This window comes from Nocardia sp. SYP-A9097 (genome assembly GCF_009649815.1).
Taxonomy (GTDB): domain Bacteria; phylum Actinomycetota; class Actinomycetes; order Mycobacteriales; family Mycobacteriaceae; genus Nocardia.
Map to the genome: position 1 here is coordinate 411,777 of NZ_WJIC01000003.1, position 18,411 is coordinate 430,187.

Annotated in this window: 25 protein-coding genes; 18 read left to right on the top strand and 7 right to left on the bottom strand. The window is 63.6% G+C overall.

The window, feature by feature from the left end; all coding sequences use genetic code 11:
* The first annotated feature begins 131 nt into the window (after positions 1 to 131).
* Positions 132 to 338: a hypothetical protein gene (locus GFY24_RS09305; RefSeq protein WP_153804561.1), complete on the top strand. Its 207-nt coding sequence runs from the start codon at positions 132 to 134 to the stop codon at positions 336 to 338.
* A 298-nt stretch (positions 339 to 636) separates the two neighbouring features.
* The gene (locus GFY24_RS09310) at positions 637 to 1,236 is read left to right on the top strand and encodes a dihydrofolate reductase family protein (protein WP_153804562.1); all 600 of its coding nucleotides are present in this window, start codon (positions 637 to 639) and stop codon (positions 1,234 to 1,236) included.
* Here GFY24_RS09310 and GFY24_RS09315 read toward each other — a convergent pair.
* On the bottom strand, positions 1,204 to 1,980 hold the full coding sequence (locus GFY24_RS09315) for a hypothetical protein (RefSeq protein WP_194852797.1): 777 nt from the start codon (positions 1,978 to 1,980) through the stop codon (positions 1,204 to 1,206). The two genes, GFY24_RS09310 and GFY24_RS09315, sit on opposite strands and share 33 nt — an antisense overlap.
* 249 nt (positions 1,981 to 2,229) lie before the next feature.
* Here GFY24_RS09315 and GFY24_RS09320 point away from each other — a divergent pair, with 249 nt between their 5' ends.
* Positions 2,230 to 2,598: a hypothetical protein gene (locus tag GFY24_RS09320; RefSeq protein ID WP_153804564.1), complete on the top strand. Its 369-nt coding sequence runs from the start codon at positions 2,230 to 2,232 to the stop codon at positions 2,596 to 2,598.
* 23 nt (positions 2,599 to 2,621) lie between these two features.
* A complete protein-coding gene (locus GFY24_RS09325) occupies positions 2,622 to 3,242 on the top strand; it encodes a transferase hexapeptide repeat family protein (RefSeq protein WP_153804565.1) in 621 nt (206 codons plus the stop codon).
* Positions 3,243 to 3,320: 78 nt separating this feature from the next.
* Here GFY24_RS09325 and GFY24_RS09330 read toward each other — a convergent pair whose 3' ends face one another.
* On the bottom strand, positions 3,321 to 4,175 hold the full coding sequence (locus GFY24_RS09330; protein ID WP_153804566.1) for an alpha/beta fold hydrolase: 855 nt from the start codon (positions 4,173 to 4,175) through the stop codon (positions 3,321 to 3,323).
* Positions 4,176 to 4,358: 183 nt separating this feature from the next.
* Between GFY24_RS09330 and GFY24_RS09335 the strand changes: the two genes are divergently transcribed.
* From GFY24_RS09335 to GFY24_RS09365, 8 genes are all read left to right on the top strand, one after another.
* Positions 4,359 to 5,285, top strand: a complete 927-nt coding sequence (locus tag GFY24_RS09335) for a TetR/AcrR family transcriptional regulator C-terminal domain-containing protein (protein ID WP_153804567.1) — start codon at positions 4,359 to 4,361, stop codon at positions 5,283 to 5,285.
* On the top strand, positions 5,251 to 5,598 hold the full coding sequence (locus GFY24_RS09340) for a methyltransferase domain-containing protein (RefSeq protein WP_153804568.1): 348 nt from the start codon (positions 5,251 to 5,253) through the stop codon (positions 5,596 to 5,598). The genes GFY24_RS09335 and GFY24_RS09340 overlap by 35 nt, the downstream gene beginning before the upstream one ends.
* Positions 5,599 to 5,625: 27 nt before the next feature.
* A complete protein-coding gene (locus tag GFY24_RS09345; RefSeq protein WP_153804569.1) occupies positions 5,626 to 6,189 on the top strand; it encodes a GNAT family N-acetyltransferase in 564 nt (187 codons plus the stop codon).
* A gap of 615 nt (positions 6,190 to 6,804) precedes the next feature.
* The gene (locus GFY24_RS09350) at positions 6,805 to 7,446 is read left to right on the top strand and encodes a helix-turn-helix domain-containing protein (protein WP_309230682.1); all 642 of its coding nucleotides are present in this window, start codon (positions 6,805 to 6,807) and stop codon (positions 7,444 to 7,446) included.
* Positions 7,447 to 7,543: 97 nt separating this feature from the next.
* Positions 7,544 to 8,155, top strand: coding sequence for a bifunctional 2-polyprenyl-6-hydroxyphenol methylase/3-demethylubiquinol 3-O-methyltransferase UbiG (locus GFY24_RS09355; protein WP_153804571.1), 612 nt, complete (start codon positions 7,544 to 7,546; stop codon positions 8,153 to 8,155).
* 55 nt (positions 8,156 to 8,210) lie between these two features.
* Entirely contained in the window at positions 8,211 to 8,516 is a 306-nt protein-coding gene (locus GFY24_RS43620) for a DUF5984 family protein (RefSeq protein ID WP_375336019.1), read from the top strand.
* A complete protein-coding gene (locus GFY24_RS09360) occupies positions 8,458 to 9,183 on the top strand; it encodes a hypothetical protein (RefSeq protein ID WP_153804572.1) in 726 nt (241 codons plus the stop codon). The genes GFY24_RS43620 and GFY24_RS09360 overlap by 59 nt, the downstream gene beginning before the upstream one ends.
* Positions 9,180 to 9,398 carry a hypothetical protein gene (locus GFY24_RS09365; protein ID WP_153804573.1) on the top strand — a complete coding sequence of 73 codons (219 nt, stop codon included), beginning with the start codon at positions 9,180 to 9,182 and terminating at the stop codon, positions 9,396 to 9,398. Before GFY24_RS09360 ends, GFY24_RS09365 begins: the two co-directional genes overlap by 4 nt.
* A gap of 70 nt (positions 9,399 to 9,468) precedes the next feature.
* On the opposite strand, the gene GFY24_RS09370 is transcribed toward GFY24_RS09365, so the two are convergent.
* Both GFY24_RS09370 and GFY24_RS09375 read right to left on the bottom strand, forming a co-directional pair.
* The gene (locus GFY24_RS09370; protein WP_228566111.1) at positions 9,469 to 10,026 is read right to left on the bottom strand and encodes a hypothetical protein; all 558 of its coding nucleotides are present in this window, start codon (positions 10,024 to 10,026) and stop codon (positions 9,469 to 9,471) included.
* 200 nt (positions 10,027 to 10,226) lie between these two features.
* Complete coding sequence (locus GFY24_RS09375; protein WP_194852798.1) at positions 10,227 to 12,545, bottom strand: NB-ARC domain-containing protein; 2,319 nt, start codon at positions 12,543 to 12,545, stop codon at positions 10,227 to 10,229.
* A gap of 128 nt (positions 12,546 to 12,673) precedes the next feature.
* Here GFY24_RS09375 and GFY24_RS09380 point away from each other — a divergent pair, with 128 nt between their 5' ends.
* The 5 genes from GFY24_RS09380 to GFY24_RS09400 all read left to right on the top strand — a co-directional run bounded on the left by GFY24_RS09380 (position 12,674) and on the right by GFY24_RS09400 (position 16,490).
* Entirely contained in the window at positions 12,674 to 12,997 is a 324-nt protein-coding gene (locus GFY24_RS09380) for a hypothetical protein (RefSeq protein WP_153804575.1), read from the top strand.
* Between the two features lie 27 nt (positions 12,998 to 13,024).
* A complete protein-coding gene (locus tag GFY24_RS09385; protein ID WP_153804576.1) occupies positions 13,025 to 13,417 on the top strand; it encodes a hypothetical protein in 393 nt (130 codons plus the stop codon).
* Between the two features lie 23 nt (positions 13,418 to 13,440).
* A complete protein-coding gene (locus tag GFY24_RS09390; RefSeq protein ID WP_153804577.1) occupies positions 13,441 to 14,334 on the top strand; it encodes a M48 family metallopeptidase in 894 nt (297 codons plus the stop codon).
* 192 nt (positions 14,335 to 14,526) lie between these two features.
* Positions 14,527 to 15,516: an SEFIR domain-containing protein gene (locus tag GFY24_RS09395; protein WP_309230643.1), complete on the top strand. Its 990-nt coding sequence runs from the start codon at positions 14,527 to 14,529 to the stop codon at positions 15,514 to 15,516.
* Positions 15,517 to 15,644: 128 nt separating this feature from the next.
* The gene (locus GFY24_RS09400; protein WP_153804579.1) at positions 15,645 to 16,490 is read left to right on the top strand and encodes a DUF1707 domain-containing protein; all 846 of its coding nucleotides are present in this window, start codon (positions 15,645 to 15,647) and stop codon (positions 16,488 to 16,490) included.
* Between the two features lie 7 nt (positions 16,491 to 16,497).
* On the opposite strand, the gene GFY24_RS41765 is transcribed toward GFY24_RS09400, so the two are convergent.
* Genes GFY24_RS41765 through GFY24_RS09410 form a run of 3 tightly spaced genes read right to left on the bottom strand, consistent with a single transcriptional unit; the run spans position 16,498 to position 17,827 of the window.
* Positions 16,498 to 16,704: a hypothetical protein gene (locus tag GFY24_RS41765; RefSeq protein ID WP_228566176.1), complete on the bottom strand. Its 207-nt coding sequence runs from the start codon at positions 16,702 to 16,704 to the stop codon at positions 16,498 to 16,500.
* On the bottom strand, positions 16,653 to 17,030 hold the full coding sequence (locus GFY24_RS09405; protein ID WP_228566112.1) for a DoxX family protein: 378 nt from the start codon (positions 17,028 to 17,030) through the stop codon (positions 16,653 to 16,655). Before GFY24_RS09405 ends, GFY24_RS41765 begins: the two co-directional genes overlap by 52 nt.
* Positions 17,031 to 17,053: 23 nt before the next feature.
* Entirely contained in the window at positions 17,054 to 17,827 is a 774-nt protein-coding gene (locus GFY24_RS09410) for a dioxygenase (RefSeq protein WP_228566113.1), read from the bottom strand.
* 95 nt (positions 17,828 to 17,922) lie between these two features.
* Between GFY24_RS09410 and GFY24_RS09415 the strand changes: the two genes are divergently transcribed.
* A complete protein-coding gene (locus GFY24_RS09415) occupies positions 17,923 to 18,372 on the top strand; it encodes a MarR family transcriptional regulator (protein WP_309230644.1) in 450 nt (149 codons plus the stop codon).
* The last annotated feature ends 39 nt before the right edge of the window (positions 18,373 to 18,411 follow it).

The window sequence follows — 18,411 nt, forward strand, 5'->3', positions numbered from 1 at the left end:
GCCCCCGGTCGCAAAGGAATCGGAACTTCCGTGAGTCCGGAAGTAAGAGAGATGTTAAAACCGGGGAGCGGCTCGAGTACGTGGTGTCCAATCGAGATCCTGAGTCGGGATCAGCAGAAGAGGCAATGGTTATGGGCGCCGTCGACGGAGATGTCTGCCTGTCGTTCTTCCATGTTCAATGGTCATCGGTGGACGGCGCTTTCATCGCCCGATCCGATCAGTATCCCGGCCTCGTCGCTCGCGATGAATGGTCCTCACTCGCGGCGGTCGACGGTCTGATCGATTTGATCGAACAGCAACGGTGGCAACGTCATTCGTCCGGCCGACCCGCAGCCTGACGAAACGGCGAAGCCGGCGGGTGCGCGGCGCAGATCTATTGCACGGTAGAGGATTTGACCAACCGGCCAGGCGGGACCGCGTGGGCAGTCCGCACTCCCGCGACGGCTGCGTGGGCTTCCTTGCGGAATCGCTACTTGGTGATACTACCTACCGGTAGTCGGTAGCGCTGAGTAGCGCGAGGTATATCGCCTCAATGCGCAGGGGCAGGACTACCTCGACGAGTTCTGGCGCCTGATCAGCACCATCGACCAGGTTGCCGGTGCAGACCACTTACGCGCGAAGGAAGGGATCGACCCGATGGGGAAGATCATTCATGTCGTCCTCCAATCGCTGGACGGCTACATCGAAGGCCCGGAAGGCGAATTCTACTGGCCGACAAAGGATATGGGCGTCGCCACCTATATGCGCCAGCTGACCGAGGACGCTGGAACGCTACTTTACGGCAGAGCCACATGGGACTTCATGTCCGACTACTGGCCATACGTCGAACAGCGCGCATTCCATCCGAACGATGTGGATTTCGCGCCCGTGTGGCGAGCCAAGCCGAAGGCCGTGGTCTCACGTACCCTCGACCACGCATCCTGGGATGCCGGGGTATTCCACGACATCGAATCCCTCGCCGAGGCGACGGCCTACGAGCACGGCACCTTCCTGCTGTGCGGCGGATCCGAACTGGCATCGGCATTGGCCCGCCACGGCCTGATCGACGAGTTCCACATCTTCATCCACCCCGTCATGCTCGGCGGCGGCAGACCGGTGTTCACCGATGTGAAGGTCTGTGCCGCACTACGATTGGTGGAATCCCGAGTGCTCGACAACCAGATCGTGCTGCTCCGGCATGAACGGCTGACGTCTGGATGTTTGTCATCGCCTGATGTCATGGCGGACGTCCGATAGTGCGGCCCACGCCCGATGCTCGACCATAGTGAACAGGTTGGTGCCGAGGAGGTATATCAGCACTCCGATCGGCAGCCACGCTCCTGTGACCAATACCAGTATCGGTAGCATCCACTGACAGATCGGATACAGCGCCACTGCCGGCTGTACCTTCCGCCGGGCGAATTCTCGTGTGGGCGAGGACCATTCGTTCAATGCGATGAGTACCGCCGTCGCCACGATCAGTGGCATCGCGAGGAGAACGATGGTTCCCGTCGAGGGCATGCCGCCGTACTCCGCGAAGCTTCGCAGGTCCGGTGTGCCACTGCCGATCGTGACCGACAGTGGTGCGCCGAACAGTCGTGCGGTGAGAAATGATTGAACCTCGTCGGCATCGAACAGATAGTTGGGCGTATGCGCGTTCTCGTATGGGGTCATGCCGGGCTGTCCGACCCCGGTCCCGGTCCGGTCGAATGAGCTGAGTACATGCCAGAGACCTGCGAAAACCAATACTTGGACTGTTGTTTCAGCGGCATAGGGGAGGACCGGGAAGGCCGGCTTTTCGGTCGCGCGGAGGCCGGACGGTCTCCACAATGAGGTGACCTGGAGCCAAGAAATCGGAAGTAGACAGAGTCGAACCACGACAGCGAGCAACAGCACCGCGAACAGCCAACTCAGCCCGCTGTCCCGGCCGAACATCCATCCGAAGGCGATATGACCGGCCAGCATGATCGCTGAAACCGGATATGAGACCAACCCGAACATGACCGAATCCCCTGTCCAGCAGGCTGTTCCAGCGGTGTGCGGCCGATTCGATTGTCGCGGTTGAAAGCCGGGCCACATTCGGGCCCGAAGCCACGGGAAGCGGTGGCGGCCATTGTCGAGGTCAATATAGCTCGCCGAGTCCGCTCCCGGGCATGGTCGAAGGTCCCTGAATCGGTGCAGCCGCAACCCGGTTCGCGGTGGCGGGTGTTCGAATCGGGACTCGGCCGATATCGAGGGAGAGGTGGCATCTTGACTCCGGGGCTCATCCTCCTGCGGCTGTTCGGCCACCTGCCCGCCGGTGCCGGCCGCGCGAACTCGAGCCTTCTCAACGCGTCGACCAGACCATTCGACGTGCTCAACTTCTACGGTTCCCGTCTGGCCGCGCGCGTATTCAACCGCCGCAGGATGGGCGCGAAGATGGACCGTGTCATCGCCTCACTGCAGCGCTCCCTGAGCCGCGAGGCCGCGGCGGACTTCGCACGCGCTATGCGGTATCCGAGTCGCTGGGACCCGTACTTCCACGAGTACATGACCCTCGCCGGCATCTACCGATACCCGGGGCAGCACTACGACCATCACCGGAAACAGTTGACCCTCAACAGTGTTCGTGACCCGTAGGCTCAAATGGCAGACTTCGAGTCATGGGCATCTACTCCATCGAAGGCGTCATCCCGGTAGTCCACCCGACAGCGTTCGTCCATCCGGAAGCGGTCCTGATCGGCGATGTTCACATTGCCGCCGGTGCCTACATCGGCCCACTGGCCAGTCTGCGTGGCGATTTCGGACGCATCTCGGTGGGAACCGGGGCCAACGTGCAGGACTCGTGCGTCCTGCACAGCTTCCCCGGCAGCACCTGCACGGTGGAGGACGAAGGCCACATCGGCCACGCCGCCATCCTGCACGGCTGCACCATCAGATCCGGCGCCATGGTAGGCATGAACGCGGTCATCATGGACAACGCCGATATCGGTTCCCGCGCACTGGTAGCAGCGAACTCCTTCGTCGCCGCCGAAACGGTGATCCCGCCCGACCACCTCGCGGCAGGCAACCCAGCCCAGGTAGTACGCCAACTCGACGAGGCCACCCTGGCCTGGAAAGCCAACGGCATCAAGGTCTACCAAGACCTCACCCGCCGCTCCCGCACCACCCTCCGCCAGGTCCAGCCACTCGAGGCAATCGAACCCAACCGCCCCACCCTGTCCACGACCTCCGCCACCTCGATACCCCTGCGCGAATTCCGCAGGCAGCGACAGATCGGATAGCTTCGACAACCGCGGCCAACGTCATCAGCCCAACAACAAGAACGACCTCCCCACACAGGATTTCGGCTCGGACGCCTGTTATTTCATGGTCGAGAGGCCAGGCTGAGCGTGCGTGGTGAAGAATCGCAGCACGGCGGCGGCGATGTCGTCGGGGGATTTCTCCGGCGCGAAGTGGTCGAGCGCGGGGAAGGTCGCGGATTCGGAACGGGGGATCGTGCCGGCCAGCCTTGCGAGGGCGACGGCTTGCCTGCTGGTGGCACGCCCCTTGCCGCGCATGATCAGGGTGGTCGCGGCGATCTCGCTGTAGTCGGGCAGGTGTGCGTCGAACCGTCCCACCTCGATGTGTTCTCTGATCGCTTGGGGCATCAGTGCGAGGTTCTGTCGAATCTGGGCACGGGAGATGTTGTGCCGCAGGATGATTCGTAGAAGCCAGCGCGGAATCCGCCCGGACTGTTCGGGGTTGCTCCCGCGGACGAAGGTGATGAACGCTTCGAAGTCCGCGCCTTCGGTGGTCTCTCGGTGTGCTCGGTCGATCCAGTCCACGGGGATCGACCCGTCGACCGACACTCCGGGTTCGTAGACGGCGACCGCGTCGAACGCCGGATTGGCGCATGCGGCGCGCAGGGCCACCAGTCCACCGAAGCTGTGCCCGAAGAGAAGTCGCGCCCCGGTGCGCGCGCGTACCGCCTCGATGTCCTCGCACTCGCGCGCGATGCCGTATCGGTCACCTTGCGGGCCGCTGCCGCCGCGGCCACGCCGCTGCACGATATGTACTGTGTACCGGGCGGCCAGCCGTTTGGCGAAGGCGGTGAAATCGGACGCGATGGCGAGCGCGCCGGGGACCACGATCACATGGGGTCCATTGCCGACTCGGAGGACCTCGATGGGCGTGCCATCAGCCGACGTCACAACCTGGATGGCCGGATCAGACATGGTGCTCTCCATTCGCTGCTCTGATCGCCGGACCTGACCGGACGATGTTTACAACGTATGCATCAGACCCGGACCCAGCCGTAGAATCCTTTGCGAGGCAGTGCACTTCGTATGTCGCCGCAGTACAAGTGGTAGTGCAGCGGGCATCTGCCATCGCCGACCGTACTAGTGCACCGGGGGAGCATGACGGACCAAGCGCTCTATCTACGGATCGCTGAAGAGATCGCGGATGACATCCGCAGCGGGCGCTTGGCGGAAGGCCGGCCGGTGCCATCGACGCGGCAGATCGTCCGGGATCGGGGTGTCGCGATGGCCACGGCCACGAAGGTGATTGGTGCCCTGCGCGCGGCGGGTCTGGTCGAGACGATCCCCGGCAGCAGGACCATCGTGCGGCGACGCGGGGAAGGGGGCACCGGCATTCTCTCGGGTGCCGGCGAACAGGCGCGACGCACCGGGCTGACCCAGCGCGAAATCGTCGAGGCCGCAGTACAAATCGCCGACTCCGATGGGCTGTCGCTCGTGACGATGCGGCGGGTGGCCGTCGGCCTGGGTGTCTCCACGATGGCGCTCTACCGGCACGTCCCGAATCGCAATGACCTGACGCTGCGGATGGCCGACAGCGTGTTCGCCGAATCACAAGTGCCCGATATCCCGCTGCAGGACTGGCGGCGATGCCTCGATGCCGGCGCACACCTGTTCTGGGGAGTCTTCAACCGCCACCCCTGGGCAGCTGAGGTGCTCTCCCTGAGTCGGCCCCAACTCATCCCCAATATTCTGCCGATAGCCGAGTGGTCTCTGAGTACATTGCGCGCCATGGGTTTCGACGCCCACGACATGATGTGCGCGCACATCAACGTGTTCGGGCACGTACGCGCCATGGCACTGGTCCGACTCACAGAGGCGCAGGCGGAGAAGGACACCGGGATGTCGGCCGACGACTGGATGCGTCACCGGAACGGCAGTACACGAGCGCGAACCGGTCACCCCGGACTCGACTACGTCACACGCGAACAGTTCGACTTCAACCTTGACACAGTCTTCGAGTACGGCCTGCAACGCCTACTCGACGGCATCGATGCCCGCCACCACGCCCTTGGTCTTCCGGCCTGACAGCTACACGCCGTCGCAACCGGGGGTACTGGTGGGCGATCTGTTTGCGGATACCGCGTGGCATTATGCGCGTTTCGGACCTGGCTACCCGCGTGAGCTTTTCGACGAGATCGTCGCCACGTTCCGGTTGGACAGCAATGGGCGCCTCCTCGATTTAGGCTGTGGCACGGGGCAATTGGCGGTGCCGCTCGCCGCGTATGTGAGCGAGGCGGTTGGTGCGGACCCGAGCGCGAGATGCTGGTCGAGTCAGGGGACCTGGTCGCTCGGCGTGATCTTGCTTGCGGTGGAAGGTTTCTCGTTCTTCATGATCTGATGGATCGACATCCAGCAAGGGAGGCACATGAACCAGTTGAGGATGCTGTCTGCTGTCCGGATAGCAACGGATCGGGTCTTGCTGCGCAAGGCGCGGGACACAGATCGGGAATGGCTCATCGAGCTACGAACCGACCCGGAGGTTGGGGCCTACATCGGCGGCCCGCTTCCGAGGAAGGGTGTTGAGCAGTACCTCGAGAGGATCGGCGGCGCGGCCAACGCCACCATCACTCCCGGCACATTCATCATCGCCGACAAAGCCACCGACGCCCTCATCGGAATATTCGAACTCAAACGGCGCCCCGCAGACTGGCCCGGTCACGTCATAGAAGACGGCGAGGAACTCGAACTGGGTTACCTGATGCGGCCCGACACCTGGGGAGCCGGACTGGCATTCGAGGCCGCCACCGCGGTGTTACGCGCCGCCGCAGACGAGCTCCCGGACCAGCCGGTCCTCATCGCGACACAGACAGCCAATCAGCGTTCGCTCAGACTCGCGGCCCGCCTAGGTTTCCGACCGGTCAGCACCTTCGAGTGGTTCGACGCCGAGCAGACACTGTGCCTGGCCAGCCTGCACTCGTTCAAAGCCTGAACGGCAGCTGACGCGGCCACCACGACCTTTTCCTGTGCCGGGTTCGGCTGCGAAGGTGTTGCGGCGCAGGGTGATTGCGCGGCGGGATATCCGCTATTGCTTTTCCGGTGGTTGTGGTCTCATGGAAAGTGTGTCGAGGCCCCGGCGGCGGCTGCCGGGGCCTCGACCGTTCACGATCGTCGGTGGGTCCGTTGCAGGCGGAGCCGTCGACGACCACGAGCCGACCCGAGAAAAGCGGCCCGCGGCTGCACGGCTCTCGCTGCCGGAAAACGGCGCTGGAGCCGAAATCTTTTGTTGCAGTGAACAATTGCGGTATCGTGCGGCGCCGTGGTGCTGACGATCGGGCTTTCGGGACTCGCCCGGTCGCAAGGATTGCGCGCGAATCCGACGAGCGTTTTCCGCGCACCCGCGAGTCATCGAGATGCCGTGTGCTGCTTGGCCTCTCGCGTGTGTCGGCAGTGTTACGAAGCGCCGCTTACGCTACGCCAAGGCCTTGACAGTCGTCAAGATTTCTCTTGACGACTGTCAAGCCACAAGGAATTGGGGCGCGTCGGATCAGCTATAGACTCGGGAAGGTTCGTCACCGGGTGCCGGATGTGATGAAGGAGAAGCGCGATCAAGGAAAGCGTCGAGAAGAGGGCGCGACATGCCCGCGACCAAGTCGACAAGTTCGCCGAGCGGCGGACCCAGTTGGCGACCGCGGCGCTGGATACGTTGGCGGAGTTGGGTTATGCCCGTACCAGCCTGCGCGAGATCGCCCAGAAATCCGAGTTCTCACACGGCGTGCTGCACTACTACTTCAGCGACAAGGCCGAGCTGCTCACCCACGCGGTACAGCTGTACGAGGCCGCATGCGTCACCCGCTACGACGATGTCGTCGCGACGTCGCGCACCGCTGAGGAACTGCGAAATGCCTTCAGCGCCTTGATGGCCGACACCCTGCAAGCTGATGCCCCAATGCACCGGCTGTGGTACGACGTACGCAATCAGAGTCTGTTCGAGGAATCGTTCCGTGCGGATGTCGTCGACATCGACAAGCGCCGGCAGAAGATGATCGCCAATGTCGTCGAGCGCTACGCGGTCCTGTGCGACCAGTCGCTGGTGGTCAGCGAATCCCTCGCTTACGCAACCTTCGACGGACTCTTTCAGCTGGCTCTGCTGCGCCACCACGCCGGCGAGCCGGACGCCGCGGAATCCCTTCGCCATGACGCGGCTCAGCTCCTCGATCTGACGATCGGGTGCACCAGTCGCGGGTAGGCAGTATTCAGCGCGCTGATCGCAGGCCGCATGCTGCCCACCGGCACGGTGGTGGCACAGTGGAGCCGAGGCAGGCCCGAGCGAGGAGGAACAGGCGATGAGCGGACGTAACCCCAGCCAATGGGAGGAGCTCACCGCTGCCGATCCCGCCCATTCGACCTGGTACGTGGAGCGATTCCGGACAATGGCGGCCGAGGGCAAGGACATCGTCGGTGAGGCGCGACTGGTCGACGCCATGCTCGACCGCGGCGGCCGAGTCCTGGATGCGGGATGCGGCCCCGGCCGCACCGGCGGCTACCTGCATCGAGCCGGTCACACCGTGGTCGGAGTCGACCTCGACCCGGTACTCATCGCCGCCGCGGAACACGACTACCCCGGCCCCACCTGGATCGTCGGCGATCTCGCCGAATTGGACCTGCCAAGCCGCGGTATCGCCGCCGACTTCGATGCCATCGTGTGCGCGGGCAACGTAATGACATTTCTGGCACCCTCCACCCGTGAGACAGTGCTGGCCCGATTCGCCCGCCACCTCGCCCCCACCGGCCGAGTGATCACAGGCTTCAGTGCCGACCGCGGCTACGAATTCCCACACTTCCTCGCCGACGCCGAGAACGCCGGTCTCACACTGGATTTGCGACTCTCAACCTGGGATCTACGCCCCTTCACCAACGACTCCGACTATCTGGTCGCAGTGTTCTCCCGCCGATAGCCCCACCCCGCCGTGAGAGGCGGCAGCCTGCGGGTCGATCTGGTCGTATCAAGGCATGACGCGATTCCGGTTCGAGCCGGTGCCGGTCGATGCGGTCACTCCGTGTGGGTCGGCTGGAAATCGCCGCCTGTTCTGGTTCGCACTCACCGAGGGCTGGTTCTGCCTGGAGATCGGGGGAGTGGAGTTGAGCCGACTGACTGCGGCTCAACGTAATTCGTGCAGAGCGTTCATTCTCGATGACCGCACCCAACGTGTCTGTGCTGCCGGATATGGTCTCGGCGAAACTGGAGTGAGGGGTGGAGATGGTCGACGAGTTCTGGGCAGAGCTACAGCGGGCGGTGCCGGAGATCTTGTGTGCTGAATACGACGACGACTTCAACCAGATACAGCTGTGGTCGTTCGTCCGGTTGCGGGATACCGGCACCGGCAGTGAAATCGTGTTCTCCGAGAACGGTAAGACGGTCGAGGTCGGCGTGCCGGGTGAATCCGCTGCTGCACAACAGCTGACGAGAGTGCTGTTGTCGCACCCGGTCTGGTACTCGCCGATGAGATCTGGGCAGCGGTGGATGACGCGCTGGCGTTTGCCGAGCGAAGACGGCTTCCTCGTCGCGGACAGGCACTACGCCGAGGCTGCCACCGGTGTCATTGCCGTGATGCGTGACGGCCTGCGTATGGACCCGGCGCGAATGCGCTACACCGCGGGGGACCGGAACGGGCCTCGTAACGCGCTGTCGACGCTGTGCCTCCACCTGACCGCCGACCGGCCCACGAAACGCAACGCACCCGAACGATGTACCGACTGGGGCGATTTCGCCGAGAGGCTGGATTGGACGCTTCGAACACTGCCGTACAACGACGTCACTTGCTTGGAGGCTCCCGCCATCGAAAACCACAACGGCCTGGAATTCATAGAGGGGAGAGGGCGTCTGGAGGCGGCCACGATCGCCGAAAACGTCGAAGGGCCCGACCTCGCGAGGACCTGCACCAGCGGCTTGGCCGTATCGGGTGGTCAGATGAGATGGACATGAGCACCGGTTGCGCGATCTGGCAGTACGGTCCGATCGATTCGAGCGCTGGATCTTTCGACCGCAGACTGGACAAGCTTCCCCAACTGGTTATCGCCACATTTCGGGATGTGTACGGCTTGGCAAGTCCTCAGGACCTGGTCGTCGCGACCAACACCGACTACCTGGGAAGAGAACTCGGAATACCGAGCGTGCGCAACTGGTCCTACCTCGGATAGGTGGGACGCGGTCGCTGCGGTTTGGCACAGGGCAATCCGAGGGAAGGTGACGACGGGGGTCTGGGCCCGGCTATCGGTTGCCAGGGTGGACGGGTAGGAGACGGTGACGCTCGGATACCAAGTGGTCGTAGGAGTCCCGGACGTGACGGACGAAACGGTCGCCGGGGTGGCGGACCAGAGGCGGCGCGGTGAGGCCTTCGGATTCGGCCGCCAGAACTACTTCCAGCGATGCGACGTGGGCGCAGAAGTCGCGGAGGGGGTTTGGGAGATAGGGTTCCAGCAGGAGATCGGCGTGGTCGAGGATCAGGTCGCGCATAGTGCGGTTTGCGGGCATCAGGACGTGGTCGCGCCACCGGCGCCAGTCCGAGTTGTCCCGGTCGAAGCGGCGTTGGGCACTGGGTGGCAGGTGGGACTCTCGTAGTGACTCCCATAGGTGTTCGTTGACGTCCACCAGGGTGCGCAGCGGAGCGTAGAGTTCGGCGAGTTGACTGCTGATGCGCAACAGTTTGGCTTGGCGCCGCTCCTGACTGATCAAGCCGCGCTGCGCTAATACGAAGGTCAAGCCCGCTGCGAAAATGCTCGCGCAGGCGGCGATCACCGCGGCCGACATATCAACTGTCAATCCCATGGTAGTGCAACTGCGGCGGCAGAATCGATGACATAACGCCATGTTAATGGCGGGTCGCCAAGTCGGGATCGTGCAGTCGTGCAGTCCTTTTCGGCTCTTTTCAGTGCTTTCCAGCCGCTGTCGCACCGCACACGCCGCGTGGCTTCATGGGAGGGCACAGAAGGGAGCCGACAATGGCCGAGATTTGTCCGGACACCGACTCAACCGTCGGTGTCCGGCAACGCCTGCAGTCGGGTGCGGATCTCGTCCTGCCGCCGGCGGTCGCGCAACATGGTGTAGCCGGACAGCGCCTGATTCCAGTGCATACGCGCCGCAGGCCAATTGGCTTGGGCCGCGGCGATCTCACCCAGCCCGTCGTAACCACGGGTCTGCTCCAGCGTGCTGCCCGACCGCGTCGCGAGTTCTGCTGCGTGGGAAAACATTTCACCAGCCTGCTGTAGGGCGTCCAGCTGCCGGTAGGCGCTCCCGAGCACGTTGTAGGCCATCGCCTCGTCGACATGTAACTGCTGGGCGTGGAACACCTCGAGGGCCTCCTGCACCATCGGCACCGCCTCCGCGTACCGGCCCGCGGCGATTTCGATCGTGGCGGTGTCGCGCAACAGTATCGCCACATTCCGCGGGTTCCCGTGGGCGGTCAAATAGGCGAGCGCAGTGGCGCTTTTGCGCAGCGCTTGCGCGGACTCACCCGCTACGAAGTCCGCCCACGCCTCGTGCGCGAGGGCGATGTGCTCGCCATAGGTGTCGCCGATCTGTTGGAAACGGGCACGAGCTCGCCGGTACAGGGCCGCGGCGGCTGTCACATGTCCGCCCGACAACTCGGCAAGCCCGAGGTTGTTGTAAGTCACCGCCTCGGCATAGCCGTCGGCCGACCGTTCGGCGGCGGCCAGCGCCAGCTCGTGGGTACGCAGCCAGAGGTCGATATCGTGGGTGATGAAGGCGAATTCGCGGACCGCGAAGGCCAGCTGCCAGCACTGCTCGTCCCGGCCCAGCGCGTAGGCCGTGATCGCGGCGGTCAGCAGGTTGTCCCGGTCGGCAGTCAATTGTGCCATCGCGGAACGGTATTCGCGCATCTGATGTGCCGTGTCTCGGACCGACGGGGCCATGGCCGCACGATGCCGGGTGGGGGTGAGTAGGCGGTCCGCCGCGTCCGCGGTCGACAGATAGTGATCCACCAGCCGCGCGCGGACCTGCGCGTGATCGTCCCGGGTCAGCGTGGTCTGGGCGCGCTGATGCGCGAAAGACTTGATGAGATCGTGGAATTCGTAACGGCCCGCGCGCGGGGACGCGAGCAGATTGACCTCGATCAAGTGCCGTACCGAGCGGCGCGCGACACCACTGTCGACATCGGCGATGGCGGCAACCGCCGCGAGGTCGAAGTCGCGACCGGCGTGCAGTCCAAGCAGGGTGAACGCGCGTGCGTGCTCCGGTGCCAACCGCGCCACCGAATACTCGAACAGTGCAGGGAGATCGCGGTCCCCGTCGTGGAACACCTCGATCCCGCCGTCGTCATCGGCGACACTTGGCCACGTCTCGGTGTGCACGACCGCTGCGGCGATCTTGATAGCGACCGGCAACCCATGACACCGACGCGTCATCGCCACCAATTGCTCTTCAGACGGGCGGCGGTCATCGGGTAAGTCCGCCAGGAGCTCGCGTACCAATTCCGCCGAATCGTTCACCGACAGCGGCGTTATCGGCAGGCGGCGGGCATCGTCGAGGCCGTTGAGATTGCTGCGACTCGTGAGCAGCACGCGACTGTCACCGTCGGTGGGTAACAGCGCCCGCACGTGCGCGGCATCGAGGACGTTGTCCAACACCAGCAGCAGGCATTTGTCAGTCAGCAGCTCATGCAAGGCGACCAGTCGGTCTTCCTGGTGCACGGGCACCGATTCCGGTGGAGCCTTCAGCTGACGCAAGAGCTTGCCCGCGGCCTCGCCCGCTGACATGGCCGGGGTATCGGCGTATCCGTGCAGGTCGAGGAACAGGCACCCATCGGGAAATTCCTTCTCCAGGCTGCGGGCGGCCCGCACCGCCAGCGCGGTCTTGCCGACACCGCCGACACCGCACAGCACGCACACGGTCACGAATTCCGCCTGCGCCGAGCTGGTCAGCACGGCGAGGATCTGTGCGAGTTCCGCCTTCCGGCCGTGCAATTGCCTTATATCCCTGGGCAATTCAGCGGCGTACGTACCGCGCGAGGGTTGCTTCGCGCCGCGTTCACGACAGGTCCGCCGCGCGATCTCGGCGTAGTCGCGCAGGGTCTGCAACTGCCCGATGGCGGCTCCGTCGAGTTGCAGTTCGCAAAGGATCGATTCCAGTACCGAGGCCGATGGCAGCGTCGTTCCCTTGAGATAGGCATACACGCTGCCGACCGAGATATTCACCCGCTTGGCCAGATTCGTGCGCTTCACAGTTGCGCCGAGTTGCTTTTCGGCGCGCAGCATCGCCTGGTTCAGCGCGCTGACGAAATCCTCTAGTGCGGCATCCGGATCGACGGCTCGCCGCGATGTGCCGACCATCGTCACCTCCGCGCTGCTGTGGCGGCACCGTGCAGTGTATTCAAGCGGATTCCAGATGTCCAGGAACTGAACTCCCACCCGTGATGCAGTTGTAGACAACAACATTCACGACCGGAAAGGAAGTCATCGTGAAGCGAACCGCAGTTGTCGCCACCCTATTGGCTATCGGATCACTCGTCATCGGCGGCTGCTCCAACTCCCACGGTCCCGCCTCGACGCAGCCTGCCTCGACGCAGAACAATTCGACGCAGTCCGCCGCGGGCGGCGAAACGACCTGCAAGGATTTCCTCGCCGCCGACAAGACTCGCAAGGATTCGATCATCGAAACCTATTTGCGCAGTACCGGACAGGGCACGAGCCGGTCTTCGATCACCGCGACCCGGTTGTCCGCAGAGGCTTTCTGCCACACCACCGGCAAGAACAAACTGGTCCGCGACATCGCGACGGGCTGAGACACAGAGGGCGATCGGGAGTTCACGATGGAAGCATTGTTCGTACTTTTCATTATCGCGTTTGCCGCTGTGTTGATACTTGGGCTCTTTCTCAGCGCCGGCGCTCGAAAGCAGATCGACACGTATGCGAAAGTGCCCTACGAGCACGTAACCGACGTGGTGCACGACCATTTCGGTTCGGTGTGGTGGCGCGCGGTTGACGGCCCGGGGGATATGAACTTTCGAGCGCGGGGGTTCGGGCTGAGTTCGATTGGCAGTGCCAAACCGGTTCTCTCGGTCAAGGTGACGGCGCTGGACAACGGAAACGTCAGCGTCGCCGCTTGGATGTCGTCGTGGTCGCAGCGAATGGGAATCGTGGGGTGCTGCGACCGCGTGTACTTCAAGCGGCGCACGCTGATTCAGAAGATCGAAGCACTCTAGCGCGAGCCAGGCAGGATATTCTCATGGAGCCACAGTACCTATCCGGGGAATCGCACCCCGACTGGAATTCGATAGCGCAGGACTACCTCGATCGCGGTGACGGATTCCAAGCGCATATGGCCGCGCAGGAAGCTACTCACCAGCGGCCCGGCGACGCGGAGGCGTGGTACATCCGGGCACAAGCCTCACTCGAACTCGACAACGGCAACGACGCCCTCTTCGAGATCACCGAGGCAATTCGACTGTGTTCCGACGATCCACGCTTTCACTGTGTACTCGGCGATATCCATTGCGGCGCCCGCGATTGGGTGCGGGCCCGGGCCGCGTACGAGCGAGCGCAGGCTCTCGATCCGCGAAGTCCGCTGTACGCCATCGGCATCGCGAACACCTATGTCGACAATCTGGAGATGGCTATTCCCATCTACGAGAAGTCCGTTCGCGAATACCCGGATAACGTGTACTTCCGAGAACAATTGGCCGCCGCACTCGTCGAGTCGATCACCGACGAGTGGAGCGAATACGCCGACGGCGGGCGCGGGATCACCAGTCAGGCACAGCTCGACTTCTCCCGGCAGGTGCTGAAGCGGATCGCCGGCCTCGATCTCCGGACCGCCGAGTTCGCCGACGTGTGCACGCATATCGCGGAGATACAACGGTTGGTGGACAGAGCCGCGCAGGTGAGGTGGTACGGATCGGATCACATTGTGGCGTACCTGGTCGCGACCTCGGTATGCGTGCTTACCTTTCTGATCGCGGTCGGCGCGGGCGCCGGAGGGCCGGCGGTGCTCGGCCTGCTGGGCGTGGCCGCCATCGTGACCTGCTATGTGCTGCGGCATCGCATGCCGGACTGGAAATGGACCCGGCGCAGCGTTTCGCAGAGTGTCAGCCGTACCGGTCGGCAAGATCCCGACCGATAGGTTTTGAGATAGCCACGGCAACACCGTAATTAAGCAGACAAATCAGACGCTCATGAATAATGAGGGGCTTTCTATGGACCACCGAGGCGTACGCTGCTTCCGTACCGCTGGCGATTGGCATTGAGGACGGGCATAATGGGTGTCGGAGAACAGCTTTCGTCCGAGTCCCGTGGCGAGCCGCCGAGGGTGTTCGTGACGTATTCCCACGATACGAAGGAGCATAAGGAGCTGGTCCGGAAATTCGCGACGTTTCTCCGCGAAGACGCCGGTGTCGATGTGCACTTGGATCTCTGGTACGACACAGAGCGTCGCGATTGGTCGATTTGGGCGATCGATCAGCTCACCAGGGCGGATTTCATTCTGGTGATCGCCTCGCCCGAGTACAAAAGGCGCGCAGAGGGAATCGCGGCACCGGATGAGGGACGCGGTGCCCAGTTCGAGTCCGCGATCCTGCGCAATGAACTCACCAGAAACCTCTTCGAACAGACCAAGCGGATTCTTCCGGTTGTGCTGCCTGGGCGCTCGATAGACGAGATCCCGGTCTTCCTTACCGGGTACTCCGCCACCCGCTACGTGATCAGCAAAATCAGCCTGGACGGCATCGCCGACCTGCTTGTCGCCTTCACGGGAGAAGGGGAACATCCCTTGCCGTCTCGCGGCGAGTGGATCGGCTCCCCATACGCCGAGAACTCGCGCGCGACACCGGTAGCCGGTCCGGTGCGCCGCAGGGCCAGACTGTTGACCACGGTGCTGGATCCGTCGAACATCGGACCCGACTTGATATTTGCCGGCGCGGATCTGGATGCGGAACACTACGGCAACAGCATCGTGCACCGCTGCAATGCCTTTTGCGGCGATCCGAGGAGTGCCGTCGAATATACCCTGGGTCGCCGGTACCATGAATTCGAAGCGGTAGTCGGAATTCTCGACAATGCCAAGGATGCCAACCAGATCGGATACTTCCAAGTCTTCCTTGACAACGCGCCGCAGCGACAGGTACGCGTGACCCTCGGCGAACCGATCCGAATCCATTACAACGTGGAGCGAGTGCTCCGACTACGCCTGGTCGCCTACCGTCCGGATACGGTCGACAATCCGATATTGGCAGGTATGGCCACAGCCGTCGGCCGCCCGATTCGACTCCCCGAACTGGCCTGGGGTGATCCGACACTGTTCGAATGACTATCCGCATTCAACTGTTCAATGTGTGCGTAATCGGCTGTGACACAAGACTTCAACTGCCAAAGGCAGTGAATATTCCACCGGCACTACCAATCTGGATCGCCACTCTCGAACGTTAGGCTCCAAGCATGGATGAGAACCGCCAGCCGCGGATCGGTACGGTCGAACGCGAGCGCGCGTTCGAAGTACTCAAACAACACCTCGCCGCGGATCGCATCAATCTCACCGAATTCGACGAGCGGGCGGTGCGCATTCACGCCGCCGCGACGCAGTCCCAGATCGACTCGGTTTTCGCCGACCTACCCGCACTATCGAAGAGCCCAGGCCGCTGGAAGCGATTCGCCGCACCCGCGGCTCTGGGTGGTGCACTGCTGGTTTCGGTCGGCGCCGGCGCGACCGTCGTGGTCGACCATTCGCATTCGCAGGCCACACGGACGATCGTTGTCACCACCGTCGTCGGGCCCACCGCCAGCCTCCCAGCTACGACGACGCAGGCGACGGTGACATCGTCGTCGACGATCCACTCGACCACAACGCCCACCAGTGCGGCCTCGGGTACCCCGGTCCCCGGGGTGCAGTACCTGATGGACCTGCGAAAGCTGGACGGCGCAACCTATCTCAATTTCAATAGCGGCCCCGCCGAGGTGTCGGGCACCAGCTATACCCGTTCGATCATGCTCGATCCGGACGGCCGCCATCTGGCATTCGTCGAATACGACCTCTCCCGGAAATACGCGCACCTCGATGGCGCCCTGGGCGTCCGTGACGACGCGACCCCGACCGGCATGGCAATGCGTTTCCAGATCTATGCCGACGAGGTCCTGGTCGCCGACTCCATCGTCAAACTCGGTGACACCGCCCCGATCCACGTCGACTTCGACCGCCCACTCCGCCTGCGCCTCCAGGTCACCAACCTGAACCCCGGTGGCGACGCATACGCCATCTTCGGAGACCTCCGAGCGACTGCTAACTGACGCGCGCTCAGTTGCGGATGGTGAGGACGATAGCGGCGGTGACCAACGCGAGGAGGAGGGCGGCGAAGCCATTTCTGAGGCCAGGGGCGCGGAGGGTGGGGATGTAGTGGTCGAGGGCGTATGTGCCGGGGCCGGTGAGGGTTAGGGCGGTGGTGGTGGCGGTTAGTAGGAGTTCGTATTCGATGCCTTTGGGGCGAAGAAGCCGTTGCCCCATTTGATGGCGAGGGCGTTGAGGAGGGTGCCTACGAGGGCTGCGGCTGCCAGGGGAGTGAGGAGGCCGAGGGTTAGGGCCAGGCCGCCGAGGGTTTCGGTTAGGCCGGCGATGGTCGCCATGGTGTGGGCGGCGGGGTAGCCGGTGCTGGTGAAGAAGGCGGCGGTGCCGGTGAGGCCGCCGCCGTTGAACCAGCCGAAGAGTTTCTGGGTGCCGTGGGCCGCCATGGTCAGGCCGACCGCTACTCGGAGGATCAGCAGGCCGAGGTCGTAGGGGGTGGTTGTCGGAACTGTTTCGGTGGGTCGGGCGGGAGCGGAAATCATGGTCATGAGAATGACTTTCGTGAGTGTGATCAGCCGAGCTGGATGGACCGGCGTGCCATGCCGAACCAGTAGCCGTCGATGACGGTGCGGAGGGTGTTCAGATCGGATTCGCCCGCCCCGAGGGTGACGAACAGGGGTGCGAAGTGTTCGGTGCGGGGGTGTGCCAGTTGTGCGGCGGGGGCGGTGTCGCGGAAGTTCAGTAGGGTGTCGATATCGTTGGCGGCCAGCGCTTCTCGACCCCATTCGTCGAATTCGACGGTGAACGAGTAGGCGTGGTCGTCATCGCCGGTCATGGCGCGCAGATTGTGTGTGAAGAATCCACTGCCGACGATCAGCACACCCTGCTCGCGCAGCGGGGCGAGGGTGCGGCCGAGGTCGAAGAGGGCTCGCGGGTCCAGTGTCGGAATGGATAGCTGTAGAACCGGGATGTCGGCACCGGGGTACATCTCTTTGAGCGGCACGTACGCTCCGTGATCCAGACCGCGGTCGGGAAAATCCTGCACGGTCGTACCAGGCTGGTAGATCAGCGCGCGGACCTCGGCGGCGAGCTCCGGCGCACCCGGTGCGGCGTAAGTGACGTCGTAGTAGCGCTTTTCGAATCCACCGAAGTCGTAAACCAGCGGAACGGTCGTGGTCGCACCGAGCGCGATCGGCGCGGTCTCCCAATGCGCGGACACCACGAGAATCGCTCGCGGCCTGGGCAGTTCACGTCCCCACGCGGCGAGTTCACCGGGCCAGCGCGCATGGTCGGCCAACGGCGGCGCGCCATGCGAGAGATACAGCACGGGCATGTTGCCGGCCATCAAGATCACCCTCCTTCACGGGAGATGTTCAAATTTGAACAACCACCACGCTAGCAGCTTGTTCAAATTTGAACAACATCCGCTATGGTGGGGGAGTGCGCGATCCCAAGTGGTTGAACGACCGCGAGATGCGGACCTGGCAGAGCTTCCTCGCGGCGGGCGCGCTGGTGGGTCGCGAGGTGGAACGCCACCTCAAACAGGAGGGTCTCTCGCACACCCAATACGAAGTTCTGGTGCGGCTGGCCGACGCACCCGACGGCGCGGTCCGCATGACCGAACTCGCCGATGCGCTCTACACCTCCAAGAGTGGCCTGAACTACCAGGTCACTCTTCTGGAAAAGGCCGGTCTGGTGCGCCGCGAGAGCTGTTCGACCGATGTGCGGGGCGTGCTCGCGGTCCTCACCGCGGCCGGACGCGCCCGACTCGCCGAAATCGCCCCGGGCCATGTCGAAGTCGTGCGCAACGCTCTGATCAGCGCACTCACCCCGGCGCAGCAGCAGGCCATTGCGGATGGGCTCGGTGAAGTCGCGCGCCGCCTCGCATAATGTGTGCATGCAGCGACAGAGGTCGGCTCCACGATGGTC

What these genes read in the sequence shown, in the direction of transcription:
- GFY24_RS09305 (WP_153804561.1), top strand. Translation starts at nt 132, where the DNA reads ATGGGCGCCGTCGACGGAGATGTCTGCCTGTCGTTCTTCCATGTTCAA.
- GFY24_RS09310 (WP_153804562.1), top strand. Translation starts at nt 637, where the DNA reads ATGGGGAAGATCATTCATGTCGTCCTCCAATCGCTGGACGGCTACATC.
- GFY24_RS09315 (WP_194852797.1), bottom strand. Translation starts at nt 1,980, where the DNA reads ATGTTCGGGTTGGTCTCATATCCGGTTTCAGCGATCATGCTGGCCGGT.
- GFY24_RS09325 (WP_153804565.1), top strand. Translation starts at nt 2,622, where the DNA reads ATGGGCATCTACTCCATCGAAGGCGTCATCCCGGTAGTCCACCCGACA.
- GFY24_RS09330 (WP_153804566.1), bottom strand. Translation starts at nt 4,175, where the DNA reads ATGTCTGATCCGGCCATCCAGGTTGTGACGTCGGCTGATGGCACGCCC.
- GFY24_RS09335 (WP_153804567.1), top strand. Translation starts at nt 4,359, where the DNA reads ATGACGGACCAAGCGCTCTATCTACGGATCGCTGAAGAGATCGCGGAT.
- GFY24_RS09340 (WP_153804568.1), top strand. Translation starts at nt 5,251, where the DNA reads ATGCCCGCCACCACGCCCTTGGTCTTCCGGCCTGACAGCTACACGCCG.
- GFY24_RS09345 (WP_153804569.1), top strand. Translation starts at nt 5,626, where the DNA reads ATGAACCAGTTGAGGATGCTGTCTGCTGTCCGGATAGCAACGGATCGG.
- GFY24_RS09355 (WP_153804571.1), top strand. Translation starts at nt 7,544, where the DNA reads ATGAGCGGACGTAACCCCAGCCAATGGGAGGAGCTCACCGCTGCCGAT.
- GFY24_RS43620 (WP_375336019.1), top strand. Translation starts at nt 8,211, where the DNA reads ATGACGCGATTCCGGTTCGAGCCGGTGCCGGTCGATGCGGTCACTCCG.
- GFY24_RS09360 (WP_153804572.1), top strand. Translation starts at nt 8,458, where the DNA reads ATGGTCGACGAGTTCTGGGCAGAGCTACAGCGGGCGGTGCCGGAGATC.
- GFY24_RS09365 (WP_153804573.1), top strand. Translation starts at nt 9,180, where the DNA reads ATGAGCACCGGTTGCGCGATCTGGCAGTACGGTCCGATCGATTCGAGC.
- GFY24_RS09370 (WP_228566111.1), bottom strand. Translation starts at nt 10,026, where the DNA reads ATGGGATTGACAGTTGATATGTCGGCCGCGGTGATCGCCGCCTGCGCG.
- GFY24_RS09375 (WP_194852798.1), bottom strand. Translation starts at nt 12,545, where the DNA reads ATGGTCGGCACATCGCGGCGAGCCGTCGATCCGGATGCCGCACTAGAG.
- GFY24_RS09385 (WP_153804576.1), top strand. Translation starts at nt 13,025, where the DNA reads ATGGAAGCATTGTTCGTACTTTTCATTATCGCGTTTGCCGCTGTGTTG.
- GFY24_RS09390 (WP_153804577.1), top strand. Translation starts at nt 13,441, where the DNA reads ATGGAGCCACAGTACCTATCCGGGGAATCGCACCCCGACTGGAATTCG.
- GFY24_RS09400 (WP_153804579.1), top strand. Translation starts at nt 15,645, where the DNA reads ATGGATGAGAACCGCCAGCCGCGGATCGGTACGGTCGAACGCGAGCGC.
- GFY24_RS41765 (WP_228566176.1), bottom strand. Translation starts at nt 16,704, where the DNA reads ATGGGGCAACGGCTTCTTCGCCCCAAAGGCATCGAATACGAACTCCTA.
- GFY24_RS09405 (WP_228566112.1), bottom strand. Translation starts at nt 17,030, where the DNA reads ATGACCATGATTTCCGCTCCCGCCCGACCCACCGAAACAGTTCCGACA.
- GFY24_RS09410 (WP_228566113.1), bottom strand. Translation starts at nt 17,827, where the DNA reads ATGGCCGGCAACATGCCCGTGCTGTATCTCTCGCATGGCGCGCCGCCG.